At 66.5% G+C, this 22698-nt stretch carries 19 protein-coding genes and 1 riboswitch; of the genes, 10 read left to right on the top strand and 9 right to left on the bottom strand.

The features are described from left to right. Positions 1–369: 369 nt before the first annotated feature. Entirely contained in the window at positions 370–1506 is a 1137-nt protein-coding gene (locus tag ACZ5BH_RS09885; protein ID WP_464889094.1) for a GGDEF domain-containing response regulator, read from the bottom strand. Between the two features lie 165 nt (positions 1507–1671). Here ACZ5BH_RS09885 and ACZ5BH_RS09890 point away from each other — a divergent pair, with 165 nt between their 5' ends. From ACZ5BH_RS09890 to ACZ5BH_RS09905, 4 genes are all read left to right on the top strand, one after another. After that, positions 1672–2142, top strand: coding sequence for a DUF302 domain-containing protein (locus tag ACZ5BH_RS09890; protein ID WP_464889095.1), 471 nt, complete (start codon positions 1672–1674; stop codon positions 2140–2142). A 109-nt stretch (positions 2143–2251) separates the two neighbouring features. Next, a complete protein-coding gene (locus ACZ5BH_RS09895) occupies positions 2252–3145 on the top strand; it encodes an HDOD domain-containing protein (RefSeq protein WP_464889096.1) in 894 nt (297 codons plus the stop codon). 276 nt (positions 3146–3421) lie between these two features. After that, positions 3422–4207 carry a nucleoside triphosphate pyrophosphohydrolase gene (gene mazG, locus ACZ5BH_RS09900; RefSeq protein ID WP_464889097.1) on the top strand — a complete coding sequence of 262 codons (786 nt, stop codon included), beginning with the start codon at positions 3422–3424 and terminating at the stop codon, positions 4205–4207. Positions 4208–4399: 192 nt separating this feature from the next. Further along, positions 4400–5593 carry an ammonium transporter gene (locus ACZ5BH_RS09905; RefSeq protein WP_464889098.1) on the top strand — a complete coding sequence of 398 codons (1194 nt, stop codon included), beginning with the start codon at positions 4400–4402 and terminating at the stop codon, positions 5591–5593. A gap of 353 nt (positions 5594–5946) precedes the next feature. Here ACZ5BH_RS09905 and ACZ5BH_RS09910 read toward each other — a convergent pair whose 3' ends face one another. Then, positions 5947–6717 carry a ketopantoate reductase family protein gene (locus tag ACZ5BH_RS09910; protein WP_464889099.1) on the bottom strand — a complete coding sequence of 257 codons (771 nt, stop codon included), beginning with the start codon at positions 6715–6717 and terminating at the stop codon, positions 5947–5949. 364 nt (positions 6718–7081) lie between these two features. Between ACZ5BH_RS09910 and ACZ5BH_RS09915 the strand changes: the two genes are divergently transcribed. Together ACZ5BH_RS09915 and ACZ5BH_RS09920 are read left to right on the top strand one after the other, a co-directional pair. After that, positions 7082–9100, top strand: a complete 2019-nt coding sequence (locus ACZ5BH_RS09915; RefSeq protein ID WP_464889100.1) for a sodium-translocating pyrophosphatase — start codon at positions 7082–7084, stop codon at positions 9098–9100. Between the two features lie 117 nt (positions 9101–9217). Then, positions 9218–9733: a hypothetical protein gene (locus tag ACZ5BH_RS09920; protein ID WP_464889101.1), complete on the top strand. Its 516-nt coding sequence runs from the start codon at positions 9218–9220 to the stop codon at positions 9731–9733. Positions 9734–9790: 57 nt separating this feature from the next. Here the strand turns inward: ACZ5BH_RS09920 and ACZ5BH_RS09925 are convergent, their stop codons facing one another. Genes ACZ5BH_RS09925 through ACZ5BH_RS09935 form a run of 3 tightly spaced genes read right to left on the bottom strand, consistent with a single transcriptional unit; the run spans position 9791 to position 12862 of the window. After that, the gene (locus ACZ5BH_RS09925) at positions 9791–10345 is read right to left on the bottom strand and encodes a cob(I)yrinic acid a,c-diamide adenosyltransferase (protein WP_464889102.1); all 555 of its coding nucleotides are present in this window, start codon (positions 10343–10345) and stop codon (positions 9791–9793) included. Positions 10346–10347: 2 nt separating this feature from the next. Continuing rightward, positions 10348–11049 carry an energy transducer TonB gene (locus ACZ5BH_RS09930; RefSeq protein ID WP_464889103.1) on the bottom strand — a complete coding sequence of 234 codons (702 nt, stop codon included), beginning with the start codon at positions 11047–11049 and terminating at the stop codon, positions 10348–10350. A gap of 1 nt (position 11050) precedes the next feature. Further along, complete coding sequence (locus ACZ5BH_RS09935) at positions 11051–12862, bottom strand: TonB-dependent receptor domain-containing protein (RefSeq protein ID WP_464889104.1); 1812 nt, start codon at positions 12860–12862, stop codon at positions 11051–11053. A 117-nt stretch (positions 12863–12979) separates the two neighbouring features. Beyond that, positions 12980–13200: riboswitch (cobalamin riboswitch) on the bottom strand. 244 nt (positions 13201–13444) lie between these two features. Between ACZ5BH_RS09935 and ACZ5BH_RS09940 the strand changes: the two genes are divergently transcribed. Both ACZ5BH_RS09940 and ACZ5BH_RS09945 read left to right on the top strand, forming a co-directional pair. Beyond that, positions 13445–14128, top strand: a complete 684-nt coding sequence (locus ACZ5BH_RS09940) for a nucleotide-binding protein (RefSeq protein ID WP_464889105.1) — start codon at positions 13445–13447, stop codon at positions 14126–14128. Positions 14129–14228: 100 nt separating this feature from the next. Next, complete coding sequence (locus tag ACZ5BH_RS09945) at positions 14229–16043, top strand: sensor histidine kinase (protein ID WP_464889106.1); 1815 nt, start codon at positions 14229–14231, stop codon at positions 16041–16043. 76 nt (positions 16044–16119) lie between these two features. Here the strand turns inward: ACZ5BH_RS09945 and ACZ5BH_RS09950 are convergent, their stop codons facing one another. The 4 genes from ACZ5BH_RS09950 to ACZ5BH_RS09965 form a co-directional block, all read right to left on the bottom strand. Beyond that, a complete protein-coding gene (locus tag ACZ5BH_RS09950; protein WP_464889107.1) occupies positions 16120–16785 on the bottom strand; it encodes a response regulator in 666 nt (221 codons plus the stop codon). A gap of 251 nt (positions 16786–17036) precedes the next feature. Then, complete coding sequence (locus ACZ5BH_RS09955; RefSeq protein ID WP_464889108.1) at positions 17037–17834, bottom strand: ABC transporter ATP-binding protein; 798 nt, start codon at positions 17832–17834, stop codon at positions 17037–17039. Beyond that, a complete protein-coding gene (locus tag ACZ5BH_RS09960; protein ID WP_464889109.1) occupies positions 17831–18820 on the bottom strand; it encodes a FecCD family ABC transporter permease in 990 nt (329 codons plus the stop codon). The genes ACZ5BH_RS09955 and ACZ5BH_RS09960 overlap by 4 nt, the downstream gene beginning before the upstream one ends. Before the next feature lie 3 nt (positions 18821–18823). After that, positions 18824–19525, bottom strand: a complete 702-nt coding sequence (locus ACZ5BH_RS09965; RefSeq protein ID WP_464889110.1) for a histidinol-phosphatase — start codon at positions 19523–19525, stop codon at positions 18824–18826. A gap of 195 nt (positions 19526–19720) precedes the next feature. On the opposite strand from ACZ5BH_RS09965, the gene ACZ5BH_RS09970 reads away from it, so the two are divergent. Continuing rightward, entirely contained in the window at positions 19721–20224 is a 504-nt protein-coding gene (locus ACZ5BH_RS09970) for an RNA pyrophosphohydrolase (RefSeq protein WP_464889111.1), read from the top strand. Between the two features lie 200 nt (positions 20225–20424). Next, on the top strand, positions 20425–22695 hold the full coding sequence (gene ptsP / locus ACZ5BH_RS09975) for a phosphoenolpyruvate--protein phosphotransferase (RefSeq protein ID WP_464889112.1): 2271 nt from the start codon (positions 20425–20427) through the stop codon (positions 22693–22695). Positions 22696–22698: the final 3 nt, after the last annotated feature.

The raw sequence follows: 22698 nt of genomic DNA on the forward strand, positions 1-22698 counted from the left end.
ACGGTTCAGCCACGCTCAGGCCGGGAGGCAGCGAGAAGAAGCCGGCCGGCTAAAGGGACATCCATTTGGTTCCTCTGCTTCATTCTGGCGAAGTCGGCCGTTTTGGATTCCGGATGAATCTGTTTGGCGTGGGCACAGAGCCCATGAGGCCGGGGAGGCGTTTCGTGACCGTCGGCCGCATGGACGATGTGCAGGAGGCACAAGTGTCGCGAGAGGGCAGGATGCCCGAAGCGACAGCGGGCCGTCGAGCCTACAGGGAGGTATTCACGGCGTGTCACGAAACGCCTCCCCGGCCTCATGGGCGTGCCGGATGCGGAGTCATAACCAACGATGTCCAGGTATCCGAAACGGCCAGCTTCGCCCGGCATATCAGCCGTTGTCCGCCAGCCGCTTGCGGATGGTCTCCAGTTTTTCGGCCGCCGGATCTTCCAGGTTGCGGGCCAGGAAGTCGAGCAGGGGCAGGATCTGGCTCACCAGGCTCTGGGCGTGGGGCCGCACGGCGTCCTCGTGGCCATGGGCCAGGAGCTGGAGGGCCGCCGGGATGGAGATGGTGCGTTCGCTGGCGATCTTGCGCAGTGACTTGACCGCCACCTGGTTGCCGCCGGCTTCCACGGCCCGGGCCAGATAGACCTCGGTCTCGCGGATCAGATCCTCGATGTCGGCGTCGGCATCGAGAGCCGGCTCGAACAGCCCGATGCTGGCCGTGACCCGCAGCGTCTGCCCCTGGATGTCGAAGGTCATGGCGTTGATGCCCTCGAGGATGCGCCGGGCCGTGTCGGTGGCCTCCTCCATGCCGGCGTCGCGAAACAGCATGGCGAACTTGGCCAGGCCAACCCGCGCCACCATGTCCTCCTTGCGCACGATGCCCTGCAGGGTCTGGCCGGTGCGACGCAGGATTTCCTCGGCTCGCTCCTTGCCCAGGTTGATGAACAGGCGGTCGAAGTCGTCGAGATCCATGCGCAGCAGGATGAAGGGGGCGCCGTGGCGGCGGGCATAGGCGAGCTGTTCCCCGGCCGCCTTGCAGAAATAGCGCCGCCCGCCCAGGCTCGTGAGAGCATCCACCGCCGCCTGTTTCTCCAGCCGGTCGGAAGTCTCGTCGAGCTTGCGGGCGGTTTGCTCGAAGCGCACGTGGGCCCGCGCCCGGGCCTGCAGCTGGACCGAATCGAAGGGCTTGGTGATGAAATCGGAGGCGCCCTTGTCCAGGGCCGCCTGCTTGGTCTCGTCGTCGTCGTCCTTGCCGGTGATGATGATGACCGGCAGTTCCTGCAGGCGCGGGTCGTCGGCCTGGCGGATCCGCTCCAGCAGGCCGAAGCCGTCCAGGTAGGGCATGGAAAGATCGGTGAACACCACCTGGATGCTGGGATCGGCCAGCAGCAGGGTCCAGGCGTCCTCGCCGTGTTCGGCCTCGACCACGTTGTATTCCTTGCCGAGCACCTTGCTCATGGCGCGGCGCATCACGCGCGAGTCGTCCACCGCGAGAATGCGGGGCTTGTCGTTCTGGTTCATGGGGGACCTCGGCCGTGCAGTCCTGGGGATTCTATCGGCAATTTTCGGGAATAGCTTAGGTATTTTTGGCGTCTCCTACCCGAACAGCGGTCACATTCGGCGCCGCTTTTGTCGGGCCGGCCGGATCCGCTATAGTGTGCCCACGCTCATCGAACGGAGAACATCATGCTGCGTTTTCTCGTCCTGCCCCTGCTGCTGATGGTCAGCGCCTGCGCCACCGCCACCGAACGTGACAGTTACATGCGCCTCTACACGGTACAGGGCAGTTTCGAGGACGTGCGTGACGACGTGGAGATGGCGATCACCGATCGGGGCATGAAAATCAACAACGTATCCCACATCGGCAACATGCTGGCACGCACCGGCAAGGACATCGGCGCCACCCGGCAGATCTTCGGGCAGGCCGAGGCCCTGGAGTTCTGCAGCGCCACGGTTTCCCGGCGCATGATGGAAGCCGACCCGCACAACATCGTCTTCTGCCCCTACATCATCTACGTCTACACCCTGCCGGGAGAGAAGGATCGCGTCTACGTGGCCTTCCGCCGCCCGCTGCCGGTGGGCTCGCCCGAATCCCACGCCGCGCTGGCGGCGGTGGAGAAGCTGCTCACGGACATCATCGCCGACGCCATCCAATAAAAGGGGCGAGGGACGAGGGGGGAACGGGCTTTTCGCACGGGTGGCTAAAGTCGGGCGGGTGGCGGCCGCTAGTCTCGTCAGGTCATTTCGAGACACGTCCCGCCGGCCCATGGATAACGACGCTTCCACTGCTTCCCTTCCCGCGAGCCCTGCCGAACTGGTCGGCGGAGTGGTGCGTCTGGTTTCCCTGCCGGAGGTGTGCATCCGGGTCAACGAGATGCTCGACGATCCCCATGCCTCGGCGGCGGATTTCGGCAAGGTGATCGGGCAGGACACGGGGCTGACCGCGCGACTGCTGAAGATCGTCAACAGCTCCTTCTACGGGTTTCCCTCGCGCATCGAAACCGTCTCCCGCGCCGTGACGGTGATCGGTCTTCGGGAACTGCGGGGGCTGGTGCTGGCCGCCTCGGCGGTGGAGACCTTCTCGCGCATTCCCACCGACGTGCTGAACATGGTGCGTTTCTGGCGCCACAGCGTCTATACGGGGGTTGTGGCCCAGGCTCTGGCGGAGCAGGCCAATGTGCTGCACAGCGAACGGCTGTTCGTGGCCGGCCTGCTGCACGACATCGGCAAGCTGATCCTGGGGCACCGCCTGCCGCAGATCGCCCGCACCATTCAGCAACGCCTGCAGGCGGCCGAGCAGCCGGATTTCCTCATCGAACGGGAACTGCTGGGCTTCGATCATGCCGCGGTGGGCGGGGAGCTGATCCGCGCCTGGCAGATGCCGGCCTCCCTCGAGGCCGCCGTCCGCCATCATCATGCGCCCGCCGCGGCAACGGAGTTTCCGCTGGAGGCGGCCCTGGTCCACATCGCCAACAGCATGACGGGCCTGGCCGAGCAGGGGCTCGACGTGGACGTGGAGATGGTGATCCAGCCCATCGAGCCGGCTGCCTGGGAGACGGTGCAGCTCGACGAGTCGGTGATGGAGGCGGTGTTCGCCACCGCCAGCGAGCGGTTCACCGAAGCCCTGGCGATCATCCTGCCCCGTTCCACCCCGCTCTGAAACCGGTTGTCTCGCCGGGCGCCTGCGCCGGCACATCGCATTGTCGGCTCTGCTGCGCCTGGCCAATCCTGCCATCAAACCGCGGTTCCGAATGCCGGATTACTCTGGGGCCTGATACTCAGGTCTGGTTCGCCCCTGAGGGCTCCGTGTTCGTTTTGGGCTGAGCTCTGGCATTCGGAACCGCGGTTTGGTGACATTTCCCGGAGCACCCGTCCCGGCCTTCGTGACATCGAACGGTGTAGGATCGGATGGCTTTGAGCAAACCGGAGAGCCGCCATGGCGCACATCGACGAACTGCTGGCCATCATGGATCGCCTGCGGGATCCCGAGGGGGGGTGCCCGTGGGATCGGCAGCAGACCCACGTTTCCCTGGTGCCCTATCTGCTCGAAGAGGCCGGCGAGGTGGCCGAAACCATCGAGGAAGGGGATTTCACGGCGCTGCCTGACGAGCTCGGGGATCTGCTGTTCCAGATCGTGTTCCACGCCCGCCTGGGCAAGGAGGCGGGGCGCTTCGATTTCGACACGGTGGTGGCGCGGATCTGCGACAAGCTGGTGCGCCGCCATCCCCACGTGTTCGGCGACGCGCGCTTTGCCTCCGTGGCCGAGCAGAGCGCCGACTGGGAAGCGCGCAAGCGGGCCGAGCGCGAGGCCCGCCAGGGCGGACGCAGCGGTGTGCTCGACGGCGTGAGCCGGGGCCTGCCGGCCCTGATGCGGGCCGAGAAGCTGCAGCGCCGGGCGGCCCGGGTGGGCTTCGACTGGCCGGAAGCCCACGGCGTGCTGGACAAGATCCGCGAGGAGACCGATGAAGTGGCGGCGGAAATGGCAGCCGGCGCGCCGCCCGAACGGCTGCGCGAGGAGGTGGGGGATCTGCTGTTTACCGTGGTCAACCTCGCCCGTCACCTGGGAGTGGATGCCGAGGGGGCGTTGCGCGCGGCCAACCGCAAGTTCGAGCGCCGTTTCCGGGCCATGGAGGAAAGCCTGGCCGCGGAGGGCGGCGTGGAGGCCGCGGAAGCCGACGCCCTGGAAGCGGCCTGGGCAGCGGTGAAGGACCGGGAAAAGTGAGTTCCTGCCCCATTTTGTTGCGCCAGGGCGGCTCCGTGGACATAATAGTGCGCCATCCGGACAGCGCAGCCCCACCGGTCGTTTTTCCAGGTTGTTGATTCTTAAGGGACAGGGAATCACGCCTGTCTCTTTCCGGTGCATGGGCGCGTTGCGTGATCAAAAAAAGCACACAACCATCCACTGGGGAATCACATGGAAAAACTCGTCGCCGCTTCCGATGTCCTGTTCGTTCTGCTGGGCGCGATCATGGTCCTGGCCATGCACGCCGGCTTCGCCTTCCTCGAAGTGGGGACGGTGCGCAAGAAGAATCAGGTCAATGCCCTGGTCAAGATCATCACCGATTTCGCCATCTCCACCATCGCCTATTTCTTCATCGGCTACCAGATCGCCTACGGGACCGACTTCTTCGCCAGTGCCGGTCAGCTGGCCGAGCGCAACGGCTACGAGCTGGTGAAGTTCTTCTTCCTGCTCACCTTCGCGGCGGCCATCCCGGCCATCATCTCGGGCGGCATCGCCGAACGGGCGCGTTTCTATCCGCAGCTCGTCGCCACCTTCGTGCTGGTGGCCTTCGTCTATCCCTTCTTCGAGGGCATGACCTGGAACGGCAATTTCGGCATGCAGGACTGGCTGCAGGCCACCTTCGGCGCCGGCTTCCATGATTTTGCCGGTTCGGTGGTGGTGCACGCCATGGGCGGCTGGCTGGCCCTGGGCGCGGTGATCCTGCTCGGCCACCGCCACGGACGCTATGGCAAGGGCGGTGAGATCTTCGCCCACCCCCCATCGAGCATCCCCTTCCTGTCGCTGGGTGCCTGGGTGCTGACCGTGGGCTGGTTCGGCTTCAACGTGATGTCGGCCCAGAGCATCGAGGGCATCTCCGGCCTGGTGGCGGTCAACTCCCTGATGGCCATGGTGGGCGGCATCCTCGCGGCCCTGTTCGCCGGCCGCAACGACCCCGGTTTCGTCCACAACGGCCCCCTGGCCGGCCTGGTGGCGGTGTGTGCCGGTTCCGATCTGATGCATCCCCTCGGCGCCCTGATCACCGGCCTGGTGGCCGGCGCGCTGTTCGTCTATCTGTTCACCGTCACCCAGAACCGCTGGAAGATCGACGACGTGCTCGGCGTCTGGCCGCTGCATGGCCTGTGCGGCGCCTGGGGCGGGATCGCCGCCGGCATCTTCGGGCTGGAAGCCCTGGGCGGGATGGGCGGTGTGACCTTCGCCGCGCAACTGGCCGGCACCCTGATCGGCGTGGGCATCGCGCTGGTCGGCGGTTTCGCCGTATATGGCCTGCTCAAGGCGATCGTCGGCATCCGCCTGACCCAGGAAGAGGAATACCAGGGCGCCGATCTGGCCATCCACAAGATCGCGTCGGAATCGATTGTCGACTGAGGCCGGCACAAGGAGTGTGTGGCGAGGTCGGTTTCGGGATCATCGGCCGACGCTTTTTGCTTCGTCTCTTGTTCCTTGCACTAGATTTAATTGTCTCAAAATGGTTTTCCCTCCCGTCCGTAGGGCGGCTCAAGCGTAGCGGAGCCGCCATGTTGGGACGACACGATTTTTGCCGGCTCCGCTGCGCTTGAGCCGGCCTACACCGTCACACACCGACTCCGTTTGTGCCAGCACAATTTTGAGACGTTCAATAGTTGTTCCGAATGCCAGCTCTTTGCTCGCTACATGCACAAAGCCCACGGATGGGCTTTTTCAACAGCCTGCTAAAGTAATGCGGCATTGGGAACAGCCATCTAATTGCCGATGTCTTCGGCGATGCGGCGCAGCTCGGGAACCGCGAGGCCGGCTTCGTCGGCCTGACGCAGGGCGCGCTCCAGCCTTGCCGGGGCCGAGCGGCCCATGCACTGGTGTTGCGGATCGCCTTCGATGCCTTCCACCAGTCCGGCCAGGAGCCGATCCCGATCCAGCGGCCCTTCCACCAGCGTGGCCTGGATGTCCATCACTTCGTGGGCGACCCGCGTGGCCAGCTCGCGGTGTGTTTGCCACAGTTCCTGCACCGTCCCTTCGGTCACCAGTCCGGCGATGTTGGTGGTGAGAATGTAGACGTTCTTGCGCACCAGCTCGTATTCCATCGCCGCGGCACTGTCCACCTCGCGGGCTGGAATGCCGAGGCGGGCCAGGGCCGCCACCAGGAGGCCGGCGCCCGGCCCGTGGACCGGCGAAGGGATCAGCACCTTGAATTCCTGTCCCGGCTTCTTTTCGAACCACACCGAGATGACGGTGGGATGGTCGAGCCCATGTGCCTGCCAGTCCCGCGGCAGCAACTCGTTCTGCAACAGGGCCACCCGGTCGCGCCAGGCTTCCGGCAGCCGCGCCAGGGTGGGATGCAGATCCTTTTCCGCCACCGCCACCAGTACCTGTTCCGGCGGGGGCAGCGCGTCCGCCTCGGCGGCGGGGTCCATTTCCCTGGTCACGGGATAGACCGGATGACCGAGCCGCAGCAGGCCGCGGGCGAACACGCCGCCCATCTCGCCAAGACCGATGATGACCACGGGGGATTTCATGCTGGCTGTTTCCTTGATTGATTGAGTGAAACCCGAACGGAAGGCGGGCAAGAATAGAGGAGTCACGGAGGCAGGCCAAGCCCCTGCGGCAGCACTGTCAGGTTGATCTGTATCAACACCTGCTAATGGAGTTTGTTGTTCAATGCACGCCGAAGCGGGCCGGAAAGCGCCTGAACACGGCCGGGATGGTAACCAAAAATCCATTCCGATCAATTCGTTAGCCTGTCGTTCTGGCGCCATTTTGCGACCCGTTCTAATATCAGGTGAATCCATGGCCGGATAAAAAGACACAATATCCGTTCGGAAACTTTTGGCGTAGCATTGGTCGCCAATTGCATTCCAACATCTCAATCGGGGGGAACCTATGTCAGAGGGTTTGGTGTTTGCACTTGTCGCCGCAGGCGCGGCCATCCTGTACGGAATCATCACCGCGTTCCGCATTCTCAGCCTGCCCCAGGGCAACGATGAGATGCAGCGGATCGCCAAGGCGATTCAGGAGGGCGCCTCGGCCTATCTCAAACGGCAGTACATGACCATCGGCCTGGTGGGCATCATCCTCACCGTATTGATCCTGTTCGCCCTCAACACCGCCACCGCGCTTGGTTTCGTCATTGGCGCCGTGTTCTCCGGGCTGGCCGGCTTCATCGGCATGAACGTCTCGGTCCGCTCCAACTCGCGCACCGCCGAGGCGGCCAGGAACGGCGTGCAGGCGGGCCTGTCCGTGGCCTTCCAGGGCGGCGCGATCACCGGTCTGCTGGTGGTGGGGCTGGCTCTGCTCGGGGTCGCAGGGTATTACGCCATCCTCGAATCCATGGGGGTCGAGGATTCGGTGCACTCGCTGGTGGGCCTGGCCTTCGGCGGCTCCCTGATCTCCATCTTCGCCCGGCTCGGCGGCGGCATCTTCACCAAGGGGGCCGACGTGGGCGCCGACATCGTCGGCAAGGTGGAAGCCGGCATCCCCGAAGACGATCCCCGCAACCCGGCGGTGATTGCCGACAACGTGGGCGACAACGTGGGCGACTGCGCCGGCATGGCCGCCGACCTGTTCGAGACCTACGCGGTGACCATCGTCGCCACCATGTTCCTCGGCAGCATGGTGCTCAAGGACGCCGGTGCCACCGCCGTCGTCTATCCGCTGGTGCTTGGCGGGGCGTCCATCATCGCCTCCATCATCGGCACCTTCTTCGTGCGCATCAAGGAAGGCGGCAAGATCATGGGCGCCCTGTACCGCGGCGCCATCGCCTCGGCCGTGCTCTCGGCCATCGCCTTCTACTTCATCACCGACAGCATGATGGGCGAGAACCTGCCCTACAGCGTCAACCAGCTCTATGGCGCCTCGCTCATCGGCCTGGCGCTCACCGTGGCCATGGTGGTGATCACCGAGTACTACACTGCCACCGAGTTCGCGCCGGTGCGCCGCATTGCCGAAGCCTCCACCACCGGTGACGGCACCAACGTCATCGCCGGCCTGGGCATCTCCATGAAGTCCACCGCCCTGCCGGTGCTGGCCGTGTGCGCCTCCATCTGGGGCGCCCATGAGCTGGCCGGCCTCTACGGCATCGCCGTGGCGGCCACCGCCATGCTCTCCATGACCGGCATCATCGTGGCCCTGGACGCCTACGGCCCCATCACCGACAACGCCGGCGGCATCGCCGAGATGGCGGATCTGCCCTCGGAGGTGCGCAACACCACCGATGCGCTCGACGCCGTGGGCAACACCACCAAGGCCGTGACCAAGGGCTATGCCATCGGCTCCGCCGGCCTGGCCACCCTGGTGCTGTTCGCCGACTACACCCACGCCCTGACCAACGTGGGCAGCGGGCATGTCACCTTCGACCTGTCCAACCACATGATCATCATCGGTCTGTTCATCGGCGGCCTGATTCCCTACCTGTTCGCCGCCTTCGCCATGGAAGCGGTGGGCCGGGCCGCGGGCGGGATCGTCAACGAGGTGCGCCGCCAGTTCCGGGAAATGCCGGGCATCATGGACCGCACCCAGACGCCCGACTATTCCAAGGCCGTGGACATGCTCACCATCGCCGCCATCAAGGAGATGATCGTGCCCTCCCTGCTGCCGGTGCTGGTGCCCATCCTGGTCGGCTGGGTGCTCGGCGTGGAGGCCCTGGGCGGGGTGCTGATCGGCACCATCGTCACCGGCCTGTTCGTGGCCATCTCCATGACCACCGGCGGCGGCGCCTGGGACAACGCCAAGAAATACATCGAGGACGGCAACTACGGCGGCAAGGGTTCCGACGCCCACAAGGCCGCGGTCACCGGCGACACCGTGGGCGACCCCTACAAGGACACCGCCGGCCCGGCCATCAACCCGCTGATCAAGATCATGAACATCGTGGCGCTGCTCATCGTGCCCATGCTGGTCTGATCACGCCATCAGCCATGACCGGGGAAACGGGCGCCAGCGGCGCCCGTTTCCTTTTGCGGGAGCCGCGTGCACGGTCTATGGTGAGAGGGCAGACCGATCTTTCCCAGGGAGAATGCCATGCCCGCACCCAATACCGTTCAGAAACGCTTTCGCCGTATTCGCGATCGATTCATCAATTCCCTGAATACCGGCCGTTTCCTCGGTCACTTCCGCCTGCAGTGGATCGGCCCCGATCTGTTCGAATACGCGCCCGATCCCGACGATCCCTTTCGCTACGAGCGCCGGGACAGGCAGGGCAACGTCATCGAGATCATCCAGCCCGAAGCCATGACCACCGACGGCGGCAGCATCCCCCGCCTGGCCCAGGGCCTGCCCGGCTACTCCCCCTGGGAATACGGCCCGGCCTATCTCATCCACGACTGGGAATTCGAGGCTCATGACCGCGCCCGCAACGGCGGCCCGCCCTTCGACAAATCCTTCGAGGCGGTCAATCTCACCCTCGCCGAAGGCATCCTGACCCTCATGCGCCACGGTTACCTGGACTACGCCAGACCGGCCATCAACAAGGATCACGTCTACAGCATCCACAACGCGGTCAATTCTGCCATTGGCCGGTCGATCTGGGACGAATGAGAGGGGCCGGATCTGCGCCGGGTAGCGCCGCGTACCCGGGCGGATTGGATGTTCCGGCTATTGCCGGTTGCGGCCGGGCTCCCAGAGCACTTCGCTGCCGCGTTCGTGGCGGGCGAGGACGCGGGCGATGACGAACAGCAGATCGGAGAGGCGGTTGAGGTAGGCGAGGGCCACGGGGTTCACGTCGGATTCGCGGGCCAGGGCGATGGCGCGGCGTTCGGCGCGGCGGCAGACGGTGCGGGCCAGGTGGCAGGTGGCGGCGGCGGGGCCGCCGCCGGGGAGGATGAATTCCTTGAGGCGGGGGAGGTCGGCGTTGAAGTCGTCGAGGATCCGTTCCAGCCGGTCCACATAGTCCTGGGGCAGGGCGGTGCGGCCCGGGGTGCTGAACTCGCCGCCCAGATCGAACAGGTCGTGCTGCACCGCTTCGAGACAGTCGCGGACGTTGGCGGGCAGATCACAGGCCAGCACCATGCCCACCACGCTGTTGAGTTCGTCCACGGTGCCGAAGGCTTCCACGCGGATGTCGTCCTTGTCCACCCGGCTGCCGTCGCCGAGGCCGGTGGTGCCCTTGTCGCCGGTGCGAGTGTAGATTTTCGAAAGGCGGTGTCCCATGGTCAGGTTCCTCGTTCCGGGATGAGCCGGTATTCCACCGGCAGTTCGATTTCGGTGGCCTGTCCGCCGCTGGCGGCCGGATACCACTGTACCCGATGCAGACGGCGGATGGCGCGCTCGGCGGCCAGATCGAGAATGGCGTGGCCGGAGCTGCGCATGATCCGAACATTGTGAATCGTCCCCGTGCCGTCGATGCCGAAGCCCAGCAGCACCCGGCCCTGGATGTTGCGCCGGCGGGCCAGGGGAGGATAGGTAAACCGGGCCCGCACTTCATCTTGCAGACGTGCCACGATCCGGGCGCGGTTCAGCGCCGGTGGCGGTTTCGCGTCCTCGGGCGGCTGCGCGGCGGCGGGCGTCTGACTGCGGGCCGCGCGCCGGGGCGTTTCGGCATGGGGCGCAGCGGCGCGCGCGGCCGTTGGCGGCTTTGCCGAGGCGCGCATGGGCTGCGGCAGCGCGGCCTCGTTTGCCGGCGGGCGCGTCTTCGCCTCAGCCCTTGTCTGCCGCGATGGTTCGCCGGTTGGCGATGCCGGCGCCGGAGGTTGTGGCGTGGGCCGTTGGCCTTCGATCACCACCGCCATGCTGGGCAGGGATTCGCGGAAGGCCAGTTCCGGCAGGGGGGGGCGTGCCAGGCCGAGCAGCCCGGCATGCAGGGCCAGGGAGAGGCCCAGCCCCCACCAAAGCCGCGCTGCCGGCCCGGCGTTCATGTCAGCCGCCGAAGTCGTACTTCACGCCGACCCAGGCCGTCAGGCCCGCCGTGCCGTAGCCGGAAACCAGTTCATAGTCGGTGGCCAGCAGGTTTTCGATACGTCCTTCCAGCCACAATCCCGTGTCCAGCGGGGTGCGGGCCGAGAGGTTGACGAGGTGGTAGGGATCGAGGACCACGTTGCCGTAGTCATGCCGCTTGCCGACGAACAGCCATTCGATGCCGTATTGACCACCGCTGGCGGTCTGGCGCTGGTAGGCGAGCGAGGCCTTCTCCCGGGCTCGGCGCAGCAGATCCTGTCCGGTGTCCGTGTCGATGGCTTTCTGGAGGGTGGCGGTGGCCTGCAGGGCCCAGCGGGGCCGCTGCCATTGCCAGGTCAGTTCCAGACCGTCGATCCGGGCGCGGCTGACGTTGATGGCCTGGCTGTTGGTGCCTTGGTAGGCAATCAGGTCCTCGATGGTGTTGCGGTAGGCATTGAGGGTCACGCGTTGTCCCGTTGCGGGACGGTAGCGCAGGCCCAGTTCCAGATTGAGCGAGGTTTCGGGTTTCAGGTTGGGGTTGCCGGCGTAGAAGCCGAAGAAACCGGGGTGATACAGCTCGTTGAGGGTCGGCGCCCGGAAGCCGGTGCCGGCGGAGGCGGTCAGGCGCAGGGCATCCGTGGTGTTCAGGCCCCAGGCGGCGTTGCCGGTGGTATGGGTGCCGAAGGTGTCGTAGTCGTCCACCCGGGCGCTGAGCTGGAAGTCGTGCCGACCCACAGTGGTCTGCAGCAGACCATAGGCGGCGTTGCTGTCGCGGGATTCATCGAAGACGGTACTGCCGGCGCCGGTGTCGATGTTCTCGGCCCGGTCGCGAATGGTATTGAGGCCCAGGCTCAGCAGGGCCGATTCGCCAAGGGTGATGTCGTGCTGCCAGTCGGCAGTCCAGCGCCGGGTGCGGATGAAGGAGGGGTAGGACGATTCGGTATCCACGTCGTCTGCGGCCCACCCGAGGCGCAAGGTCTGTTGCCAGCGGGCGGTGGTGCGGTGGACTAGCCGCGCGTCGAGGGTGGCATTGGTGCTGTTGTTGATGCCCTGGTCATATTCGGTGTAGCCGTCGCTGTACCAGCCGCTGAGCGTCAGATCGGCCTTTTTTCCGAGATCGAAACGCAGATCACCCGAAGCGCTGCGCTGGCGATAGCCATCGTCGTCCGGGTCATAGGAGAAACTGGTCGGGTCGGTGATGGCCGAAAAGCCTTCGGATGCCCGACTGGCGACGTTGAGGCTGTACTTCACGCGCTCGCCACCGCCGAAACCGGCTTCGACCTGCTTGCTTTCGTAACTGCCGATGCGGGCGCGGATATAGGCATGGCGATTGCGGCGAGTGAAGATCTGGATCACCCCGCCGATGGCGTCGGAGCCGTAGAGGCTGGCGTTGGGGCCGCGCACGATCTCGATGCGTTCCACGTCGGCCAGGTCGAGCTTGGACCAGGCGAAGCTGCCGGTGGTGGCGGAGGCGGCGCGCATGCCGTCGATCAGCACCAGTGTCTGGTTGTTGCCGGTGCCGCGCAGGAACACGCTGGTGGTGGTGCCGGGGCCGCCGTTGCGGGCCACGTCGATGCCGGCCTGCAGGCGCAGCAGGTCGATCACGTCCTGGGCGCCGCTGGCCTCGATGTCCTCGCGGGTGATGACGCTCACCGAGGCCAGGGAGTCGTCCACGGTCTGGGCCGTGCGGGTCGCGGTGACGATGACGGTGTCGGCGGTGTCGGCGGCGATGGCCGCCTGGGCCAGGGGCAGGGTCAGGAGCAGGCCGGACAGCAGGCCGGTTGGTTTGTTCATGGTTCGTTCCTCAGGGCTTGGCGCACACCCGCGCGCGTTGGCAACTGCGAGCCACGGAGGAGGACGAGGACGGGAAGAGGCTGGCTTTTCCGGTCGTGGCGCCGCCCTCCGCGGCACACCCGATAGCGACGCCAGGCCGGTCTCCGGGCTCGTGAGTGGACGTTGTGTCCCGGCTGGCGTCGCCTTCCCGCGGAAAGACCGCAGTGGCGTTGTGACGCAGCCTGACTCACCTACCGTTGCGGGGGCAGCGCCGGACTTGCTACACGTGGCAGCGCACCGGCTTCCCGTTTCACCCCGCTTCCGGCGGGAAGCGGGGCACCTGGCGTCGGGGATCCGGTGGCGGCCACCGGATCCGATCAGGCGCGCATTTTGGGACAAGGGCCGGAGCGAGTCAATGATTTGTGTCAATTGCAGATGGGTGGTACCAGATATAGTGATTGTGCAGGGACGGCTTTGGCAGGCCGTTGGTAATACCAATGTCACAGTGCAGGGTGGCGGGAAAAGGGGGACAATCTGCGCTGGAGTCCATTCTCTGCTTTAATTGAAGTCGGGGAATCATGTTCATCGGGAATGGTGAGAGGCATGCAACGCATTCTGGTCGTCAACGCCAAGGGGGGATGTGGCAAGACCACCGTGGCCACCAATCTGGCCAGCCTCTATGCCAGCCAGGGTTTCCGGACCGCGCTGATGGATCACGATCCGCAGGGGTCGGCCAGCCGCTGGCTGAAGCTGCGACCGGCCGACCGGCCGGAAATCCATGGGGTGAATGCCCATCAGCGCCAGGCGGTGAACGCCACGCGGGCCTGGCAGCTGCGGGTGCCGCCCGGCACCGAGCGGGTGATCCTCGATGCCCCGGCGGGCGTGGCGGCGCGCGATCTGCCGGGCTTTGTGCAGCAGGTGGACACGATCCTCATTCCGGTGCTGCCTTCGCCCATCGACATTCATTCGGCGACCGGCTTCATCCGCGATCTGCTGCTGGTGGGCAAGGTGCGCAGCCGGGGCGTGCGGGTCGGCGTGCTGGCCAATCGCACCCGGCGCAACACCCTCGTCTACAAGTCGCTCGAGCGGTTTCTCAACACCTTGCAACTGCCCTTCCTCACCACCCTGCGCGATACCCAGAACTATGTGCACGCCTTCGAGCGGGGCGTGGGGATCCACGAGATGTGGGATCGGCGCGTGGAGCAGGACAAGCTCGACTGGCTGCCCCTGTTCAACTGGCTGGAGAAGGTGTCCACGGCCCATGCCGTGCTGCAGGGCAACGGTTGACTCCGCATAGCCAAAGGGAAGACGGCATCATGACGCAAGAACCCCTGCCGGGCCGGTGCCCGGCACGAGGGGGCGGCGGGATCCCTGGGGAGGGAAAGGCATGAGTGTTCTCGATACCCTGTTCGGCCCCCGGCCGGACGATCGCATCCGCGCGGTCCAGCTGCGCACCCTGTACAAGAACGCCCAGGCCATCTACGTGGTCGGTTACATCAACACCCTGCTGGTGGTGCTGGTGATGTGGCAGAGCGGGGTTTCCCGGGTGGCCCTGTTGGGCTGGCTGGCGGCGATGTTCGTGCTGCTGACCTTCCGGGTGATCATCTGCCGCCGGTACTGGAAGGACCCCGAGCCCGAGCGGCAACTGGATCGCTGGCAGCACCTGTTCACCGCCGCCAGTCTCGCGTCGGGGCTGTTGTGGGGGCTGGCCGGCTGGCTCTTCTATGTGCCCGACGGGGGTATCTACCAGGCCTTTCTGGTCATCGTGCTGGTGAGCATCGGTTCCGGCTCGATGACCTTTCTGGCCATGCATCTGCCCACCTATTACGGTTTCTTCAGCCTGCTGATGCTGCCCCTGCTGCTGCGCCTGGCCACGGTGGGCGACATGGTGCACATGGTCATGTCCGTGATGCTGGTGCTCTACTACCTGGTCTTCGTCTATCTGGGCCGTAACGTCAATCAGGTCTTTCTCGAATCGGCGGTCCTGCGCTTCGACAATCTGGAGGCCATTTCGCGGCTGACCACGGAGAAGGAGGCCGCCGAACGGGCCAACATTTCCAAGTCCCGCTTCCTGGCGGCGGCCAGTCACGATCTGCGCCAGCCCCTGCATGCGCTCACCCTGCTCTCCGGCGCGCTCGCCGAACGTATCCAGTACAAGGAAGTGAAGGACATCGTTTCCAAGATGCGCTCGGCGGTGGCGGCGCTGGAGAACCTGTTCAATGCCCTGCTCGACATCAGCAAGCTTGACTCGGGAGTGCTGCAGCCGCAGGTGGAGAACGTGCCCCTGTGCACCCTGTTCCAGCGCATCGAAAACGATCACCGGCCCGAGGCGGAGACCAAGGGGCTGGAGTTCGTGGTGGAGGACTGCGGCGACGTGCTGGTACGCAGCGACGGCATCCTGCTCGAGCGGGTGTTGCGCAATTTCGTGACCAATGCCATCCGCTATACCGAGTCCGGGCGCATCACCCTGTCCCGGGAGATCCGCGATGGCGAGGTGATCATCCGGGTGGCCGACACCGGCATCGGGATTCCGCCCGAGGAGCAGGAGAACATCTTTGACGAATACTTCCAGGTGGACAATCCCGAACGCCAGCAGAGCAAGGGGCTGGGCCTGGGGCTGGCCATCGTGGCGCGCATCGCCCGCCTGCTGAATCACGAGATCGAGCTGGAGTCGGCGACGGGGCAGGGATCGGTGTTCTCGGTGCACGTGCCCCTGTGCGAGCGCCGTCTGCGGCGGCGGCCGGAAGCGCCCGTGCTGCCGGAGTTCCAGCGGGATCTGCAGGCCCTGCAGGTGCTGATCATCGACGACGAGACTTCGGTGCTCGAGGCCCTGCAGGTGCTGCTCGAAGGCTGGGGCTGCAAGGTGATCATGGCCCGCTCGCTGGACGAGGCCCAGGCCGCGCTGGCCGAACAGGATTCCCCGCCGGATGCGATCATTTCCGATTACCGTTTGCGCGGCGACATCAACGGCGTGGAGGCCCTCAAGCGGATCGAGGCGCAACTGGGGGTCAAGGTGCCGGCGATTCTGATCACCGGCGATACCGCAGTGCGGCCGGGCGAGGCGGAAAGCGGTGATTACCGTGTGCTGCACAAGCCGGTGCAGCCGGCCCGCCTGCGGGCCTTTCTCAAGCATGTACAGAGCCGCAGGCAGGAGGAAGGCGGTGAACGGGAAAGCGAGACGGCGGTGGCCGAAACCGACTGAGTGGGCGGCCTTGTTGGCGGCACCGCTGCGCTTGAGAGGTTGTTGAAAAGCCCGGAGAAGGCTTTTCAGCCGCCTGTCAGACCAGCAGCCCGGCCTCGCGGGCCATGATCACGGCCTGGGTGCGGTTGCTGGCATTCATGGCCTTGAGAATGGCCGTGACGTGGATCTTCACCGTGCCCTCGGCCATGCCCAGTTCGTTGGCGATGCTCTTGTTGGACAGCCCCCGGCACATCAGGGTCAGGACTTCGCGCTGGCGGGGGGTGAGATGGTATTTCTCCAGGCCCGGTGGCGGATTCAGGCCGGGCTGGATGCCCCCCTGCATGCCCTTGCGGATGTGGAAGGTGCCGGAGCTGGCGGCCAGGTCGGGCACGTAGACGTCGCCATCGAGGATCTGGCGGATCGCCTCGAGCATCTCCTTGCTGCTGGACGACTTGGGAATGTAGCCGGCCGCCCCGCATTCGAGCACCCGCAGCATGTCCTGTTCGTATTCCGAGGCGGTGACGATGGCCACCGGGAGTTCGGGATAGTCCTGCCGGAGCTGGATGAGGCCGTTGTAGCCATCGAGCCCGGGCATGTCGAGATCCATCAGGACCAGATCCAGATCCGGATAGTGGCGCACCATCTGCACCGCCTCGTTGCCGTTGCTGGCTTCGAGGATCTCCACGTTGTCGGCGAGGTTCTGGAGCGTGTAGTGCAGGCCTTCCCGGAAGAGGGTGTGATCGTCGGCGATGAGAATCTTCATGGTTTTGCTGCGGCTGCCCAGGTCGAGGAAATGGAAGCACAAATCCGTTTGTGGCTTCAAGTGATTGTAGCGGGTTTCCTGCGGGTCAGGCATATTGCACCCGCCATAGGCGAATGGTTCTAACAGGCGGTTGAAAAAGTCCATCCAAACCCGGGAACGGCAAATGCGGTTTCCCGTTTCCTCACATTTTCAATGACTTGGCGTGATTGGGAATGGCGATGCCTCACGGTGTTGCACGCGGCTGGCCCGGCTCAGGCGGTTTCCGGCGATTGGGTGGCGGCCGCGGGTTCCGGGAGGAAGACACGCTGGCGGCCGGCGTTGGGCAGTTCCCGGAAGGGGATGCCATAGAGCCATTCCAGACTGTGGCGGTCGAGCACCTCACGGGTGGGGCCCTGGCGCACCTGGCCGTCGGGGTGCAACAGCAGGACGTGGGTGCAGTAGCGGCTGGCCAGGTTCACGTCGTGCAGGCTCATGGCCACGCCCCGGCCCCTCTGGCGCAGGGCCTCGAGCCGGCCGAGGAGGGCGTGCTGATGGGGAAAGTCCAGGTGGTTGGTGGGCTCGTCGAGCAGCAGCAGGGGCGGATCCTGCACCCGGAGGGTGGCGAAGGCCAGGCGCCGGCGTTCCCCGCCGGACAGGGAGCTGACGAGCCGGGATTCGAAGCCGTCGAGAGCCATTTCCGCCAGTGCCGCCCGGGCCCGTTGGCGATCCGCCGGGCCTTCCCATTGCCAGCGGGAGAGATGGGGATGGCGGCCGATCAGGGCCGTCTCCAGCACCGTGGCCGGGAAGGGATCGGGGGTGTCCTGGGGCATCAGTCCCAGGCAGCGGGCGATTTCCCGGCGGGAGAGCTGCTCGAGCGGGCGTTCGCCCAGGCGGACTTCGCCGCCTGCCGGCGGATGCAGGCCGGCGAGGGTGTGCAGCAGGGTGGTCTTGCCGGTGCCGTTGCGGCCGAGGATGCCCCAGCTCTGGCCGGGCGCGATGACCAGATCCAGCCCCCGGATCAGGCGCCGCGAGCCGGCGGCCACGTCGAGACCGTGCGCCGTGAGCTTCATGGCGTGCGGGCTCCGCGCTGAAGCAGGTGCAGGAACAGCGGAATGCCGAGCAGGGCGGTGATGATGCCCACCGGCAGTTGCTGGGGCGCGAGCAGGGTGCGGGCCAGGGTGTCGGCCAGCATCAGCAGGCCGCCGCCGGCGAGGGCCGCGCCGGGCAGCAGCAGGCGGTGATCGGTGAGCCCCAGCAGGCGCACCAGGTGCGGCACCACCAGGCCCACGAAGCCGATGCTGCCGGCCTGCACCACCGCAGTGGCCGTGAGCAGCGAGGCCAGCAGGTAGAGCCGCCGCTGCAGGCGCCGGCTGTCCACCCCCAGCGCCCCGGCCTGCAGCTCCCCGCGCTGCAGCAGGTTGAGATCCCGGGCCAGGGGCCAGCACAGCAGCAGCCCGAGGGCCAGTACCGCCAGCGCCGGCAGGGGCGGCCCCGCGTAGCCCAGGTCGCCCATCAGCCAGAACAGCATGCCGTGCAGGCGCTGATCGGGGCTCACCACCAGCAGGAAGCCGATCAGGGCGCCCCAGCCGCTGGCCAGCACCACGCCGGTCAGCAGCAGACGGGTGGGGCTCCAGTCGCCGTTGCGGTGGGCCAGGCCGAAGACCAGCAGCATGGCCAGCAGGGCGCCGCCGAAGGCGCTGCCGGTCAGCCACACGCCGCCGATTCCGGCCAGCAGGGCCAGCAGCGCGGCCACGGCCGCGCCGCCGGAGATGCCCAGCACGTAAGGATCGGCCAGCGGGTTGCGCACCAGCACCTGCATCAGCGCCCCGGCCACCGAGAGCAGGGCGCCGGTGGCGAAGGCCGAGAGGGCGCGGGGCAGGCGCAATTCCAGGATCAGGCTGGTGGCCAGGGGCGAAGCCTTGCCGAACAGGGCGCTGGCCACCTCGGCGGGAGAGAGGGCCACGCTGCCCAGGCCCAGGGCCAGCCCCAGCGCCAGCAGCGGAACCAGGCCCAGCAGCAGGAGGAGGGCGAGGGAGCGGCGATCCGCGGGCGGCATGACTCAGGAGGCGGCGGCCGGCCAGGGGCCCTGGAGCACGGCGATCCGCTCCCCGCGCAGGCTGAGGATGGGCCAGCCCTTCATTTCGGCGTGATCGCGCAGGGTGTCGTCGGGATCCACGGCCACGGGCGTTTCGACCATCTCCAGCAGGGGAAAGTCGTTGTGGGAATCGCTGTAGAAATGGCTGCCGGCCAGGTGACGGCCGGTGTCGCGCAGCCAGGCGGTGAGCCGTTCCACCTTGCCTTCGCGGAAGCAGGGGGTGCCGGCCACCCGGCCGGTGAAGCGCTCGCCCTCGCGTTCGGGATCGGTGGCGATGAGCCATGGCACGCCCAGCAGCGCGGCGATGGGCTCGGTGACGAAGCGGTTGGTGGCGGTGATGATCAGCAACTCGTCGCCCCGCTTGCGGTGGTGTTCGAGCAGGGCCCGGCTGGCGGCGGGCACGATGGGGCGGATCACCGTCTCGACGAATTCGGCGCGCAGGGCCTGCAGCCTGGCGGGCGGGTTTTCCGCCAGGGGTTTGAGGCTGAAGGCCAGGAACTCCATGATGTCGAGATCCCCGGCCTTGTACTCCTCGTAGAAGCGCTTGTTTTCGCGCTCGTAGGCGTCGCCGTCCACCACCCCGCGCTCGGCCAGGAAGCGGCCCCAGAGATAGTCGCTGTCACCGGCGAGGAGGGTGTTGTCGAGGTCGAAGATGGCCAGTGGCACGGCTGCGGCTCCTGTGGGCATTCAATGGTCGCATTATCGGGAAATCTTTCCCAGTCTGCAAAAAATGGCTGCAAAAACAAGGCAATGAAGAACGAATCGGGCACGGATTCGATGGCCTTGTGAAAGTATGGTTATTTGCTGTCCATTCCCGAGTATGGAACAATCGTGATACGCGGCAGGAAGAGATGAACGCAAGTGATTGATAGGGAAGGTTACCGGCCCAACGTTGGCATCATTCTGTTCAACCCCCGGGGTGAACTGTTCTGGGCTCGCCGCATCGGCGAGGATGCCTGGCAGTTTCCCCAGGGCGGGATCCGCGCCGACGAGACGCCCGAGGAGGCGCTCTACCGCGAGCTGGCCGAAGAGGTCGGCCTGGCGCCGGAAGACGTGGAACTGGTCGGCAGCACCCGGGGCTGGCTGCGCTACCGGCTGCCCCGGCGGCTGGTGCGCCGGCGCCGCAAGCCGGTGTGCATCGGCCAGAAGCAGCGCTGGTTCCTGCTGCAGCTGGTGGGCCCCGAGGGTCGGGTGCGGCTCGATGCTTCCGACAAGCCCGAGTTCGACCACTGGCGCTGGGTGGACCCGGACCGGCCGGTGAACGAGGTGATCGGTTTCAAGCGCGAGGTCTACCGCCGCGCGCTGGACGAACTCCTGCCCCTGGTGCGTCAGCGCACCCGGCGCGAAGACGCGTCAGACCGTTGAAGACGGGGTTTGCAACGGCCTGACGCGCGGGCGCTGTCCGGTCTTCGCGTTGCGTGGCCCGACAGGCCAGCGAAAACGGCTCAACAACAAGATCGCCGCTGACGGCGACGCTTCGCCCCCGCCGCAAGGGGGCCCCGGGCCTGGCCCGGGCCTGACCACCCGTGGGCCGCCCTGGCGGCCGGAGAGACTGACGGAGTCCCATGCTCGATACCCTGCGCCGCCTGATCCAGGAACTCAACCTCGCCCGCAACCTCGATCAGGCGCTGGGGCTCATCGTGCGGCGGGTGAAGGAAATTTCCCGGGCCGACGTCTGTTCGGTATTCCTCGCCGAGCCCGATGGCCAGCATTACGTACTCAAGGCCAGCGACGGCCTGCGCCCGGAGGCCATCGGCCGCATCCGTCTGGCGCGCGGCGAAGGGCTGGTGGGGCTGGTGGCCCGGCGGGCCGAACCGGTAAATCTCGAGGATGCCCCCCTGCACCCCCATTTCCGTTACTTTCCCGACTCGGGCGAGGAGCGCTATCACGCCTTTCTCGGGGTGCCCATCATCCACCACCGGGAGGTGGTGGGCGTGCTGGTGGCGCAGCGGGCCGAGGCCGAGGTGTTCGACGAGGAGAGCGTGACCCTGCTGGTCACGGTGGCCGCGCAACTGGCCGGAGCCATCGCCCATGCCGAACTGTCGGGCGAGCTGAACGGCTACGGCCATGCCCGCCCGGCCGAGGAAACCAGCCGCGTCGCCCGCGGCCAGCCCGGCGCCCCGGGCGTGACCTTCGGCACCGCCCGGGTTCGCTATCCCTTCGCCGACATCCATGCCATTCCCGATCGGCCCTGCGAGGACGTGGAACACGAGCTGGCCGAATTCGATGCCGCCGTGGAGGCGGTGCGCGCCGAGATCGCCCAGCTCTCGCGGCGCATGACCGACAGCCTGCCGGCCGAGGAACGGGCCCTGTTCGACGTCTATGCCCTGATGCTGGAGAGCGATTCGTTCACCGGGGTCACCCGCCAGCGGATCCGCGACGGCAACTGGGCGCCCGGGGCCCTGCGCCAGACCATCGAGGAGCACGAAGAGGTGTTCCGCAACATGGAGAACGACTACCTGCGGGAGCGGGTGGAAGACATCCGGGATCTGGGCCGGCGCCTGCTGATGCACCTGCAGGCGGAAAAGGCGGAAGACCACGCCTACCCCGAGAAGACCATCCTGGTGGGCGAGGAGGTCACGGCCACCATGCTCGCGGAGGTGCCCCAGGACAGGCTGGTGGGGGTGGTCTCGGTGCGCGGCTCGCGCACCTCCCACGTGGCGATCCTGGCCCGGGCGCTGGGGATCCCGGCGGTGATGGGGGTGACCGAGCTGCCGGTGGGGCGGGTCGACGACGCCGAGCTGATCGTCGACGGCTATGCGGGCCGGGTCTACATCGAACCGCCGCCCCACATCACCGCCGAATACCGCCGCCTGGCGGACGAGGAGGCCTCCTTCTCGGCCGAGCTGCGCGAGTTGCGGGATCTGCCCTCGGAGACCCTCGACGGCCAGCACATTCCGCTGTACGTGAATACCGGTCTGCTCTCGGATCTCACGCCGACCACCGAGAGCGGCGCGGAAGGCGTGGGGCTGTACCGCACCGAGTTTCCCTTCATGATCCGCAACCGCTTCCCCGGCGAGGAGGAGCAGCGGCGGATCTACCGCCAGGTGCTCGAGGCCTTCGCTCCGCGTCCGGTGGTGCTGCGCACCCTCGACGTGGGCGGCGACAAGGCCCTGCCCTATTTTCCCATCGAAGAGGACAACCCCTTCCTGGGTTGGCGCGGGATCCGGATCACCCTGGATCATCCGGAGATCTTTCTGGTGCAGGTGCGGGCCATGATGCGCGCCAGCGAGGGGCTGGGCAATCTCAACATCCTCCTGCCCATGATTTCCGACGTGGCCGAGCTGCACGACTCGCTGGCCCTGATCCACCAGGCCCACGACGAACTGCTGGAGGAAGGGCTGGCTCTGCCCATGCCCCGGGTGGGGGTGATGATCGAGGTGCCCTCGGCGGTCTACCAGGCCGGCAGCCTGGCCCGGCGGGTGGATTTTCTCTCCATCGGCACCAACGATCTCACCCAGTATCTGCTGGCGGTGGATCGCAACAATCCGCGGGTGGCGGATCTCTACGATTCCCTGCACCCGGCGGTGATCCGGGCCATGCTCCAGGTGGTGGAAAGTGCCCGGGTTCACGGCAAGCCGGTCAGCGTGTGTGGTGAAATGGCCGGCGATCCGGCGGCGGCGATCCTGCTGGTGGGCATGGGCATCGAGAGCCTGAGCATGAGCGTGGCCAGCCTGCCCCGGGTCAAGTGGGTGATCCGCAACCTGAGCCGGGAGCGGGCCAACGAGATCCTCAGCAACGTGCTGGTGATGGAAGAGGTGGACGCCATTCGCGCCTATCTGCACCGGACCCTCGAGGAGGCCGGCATGGGCGGCCTGCTGCGGGCCGGCAGGTGAAGG

Source organism: Thioprofundum lithotrophicum (genome assembly GCF_055387065.1).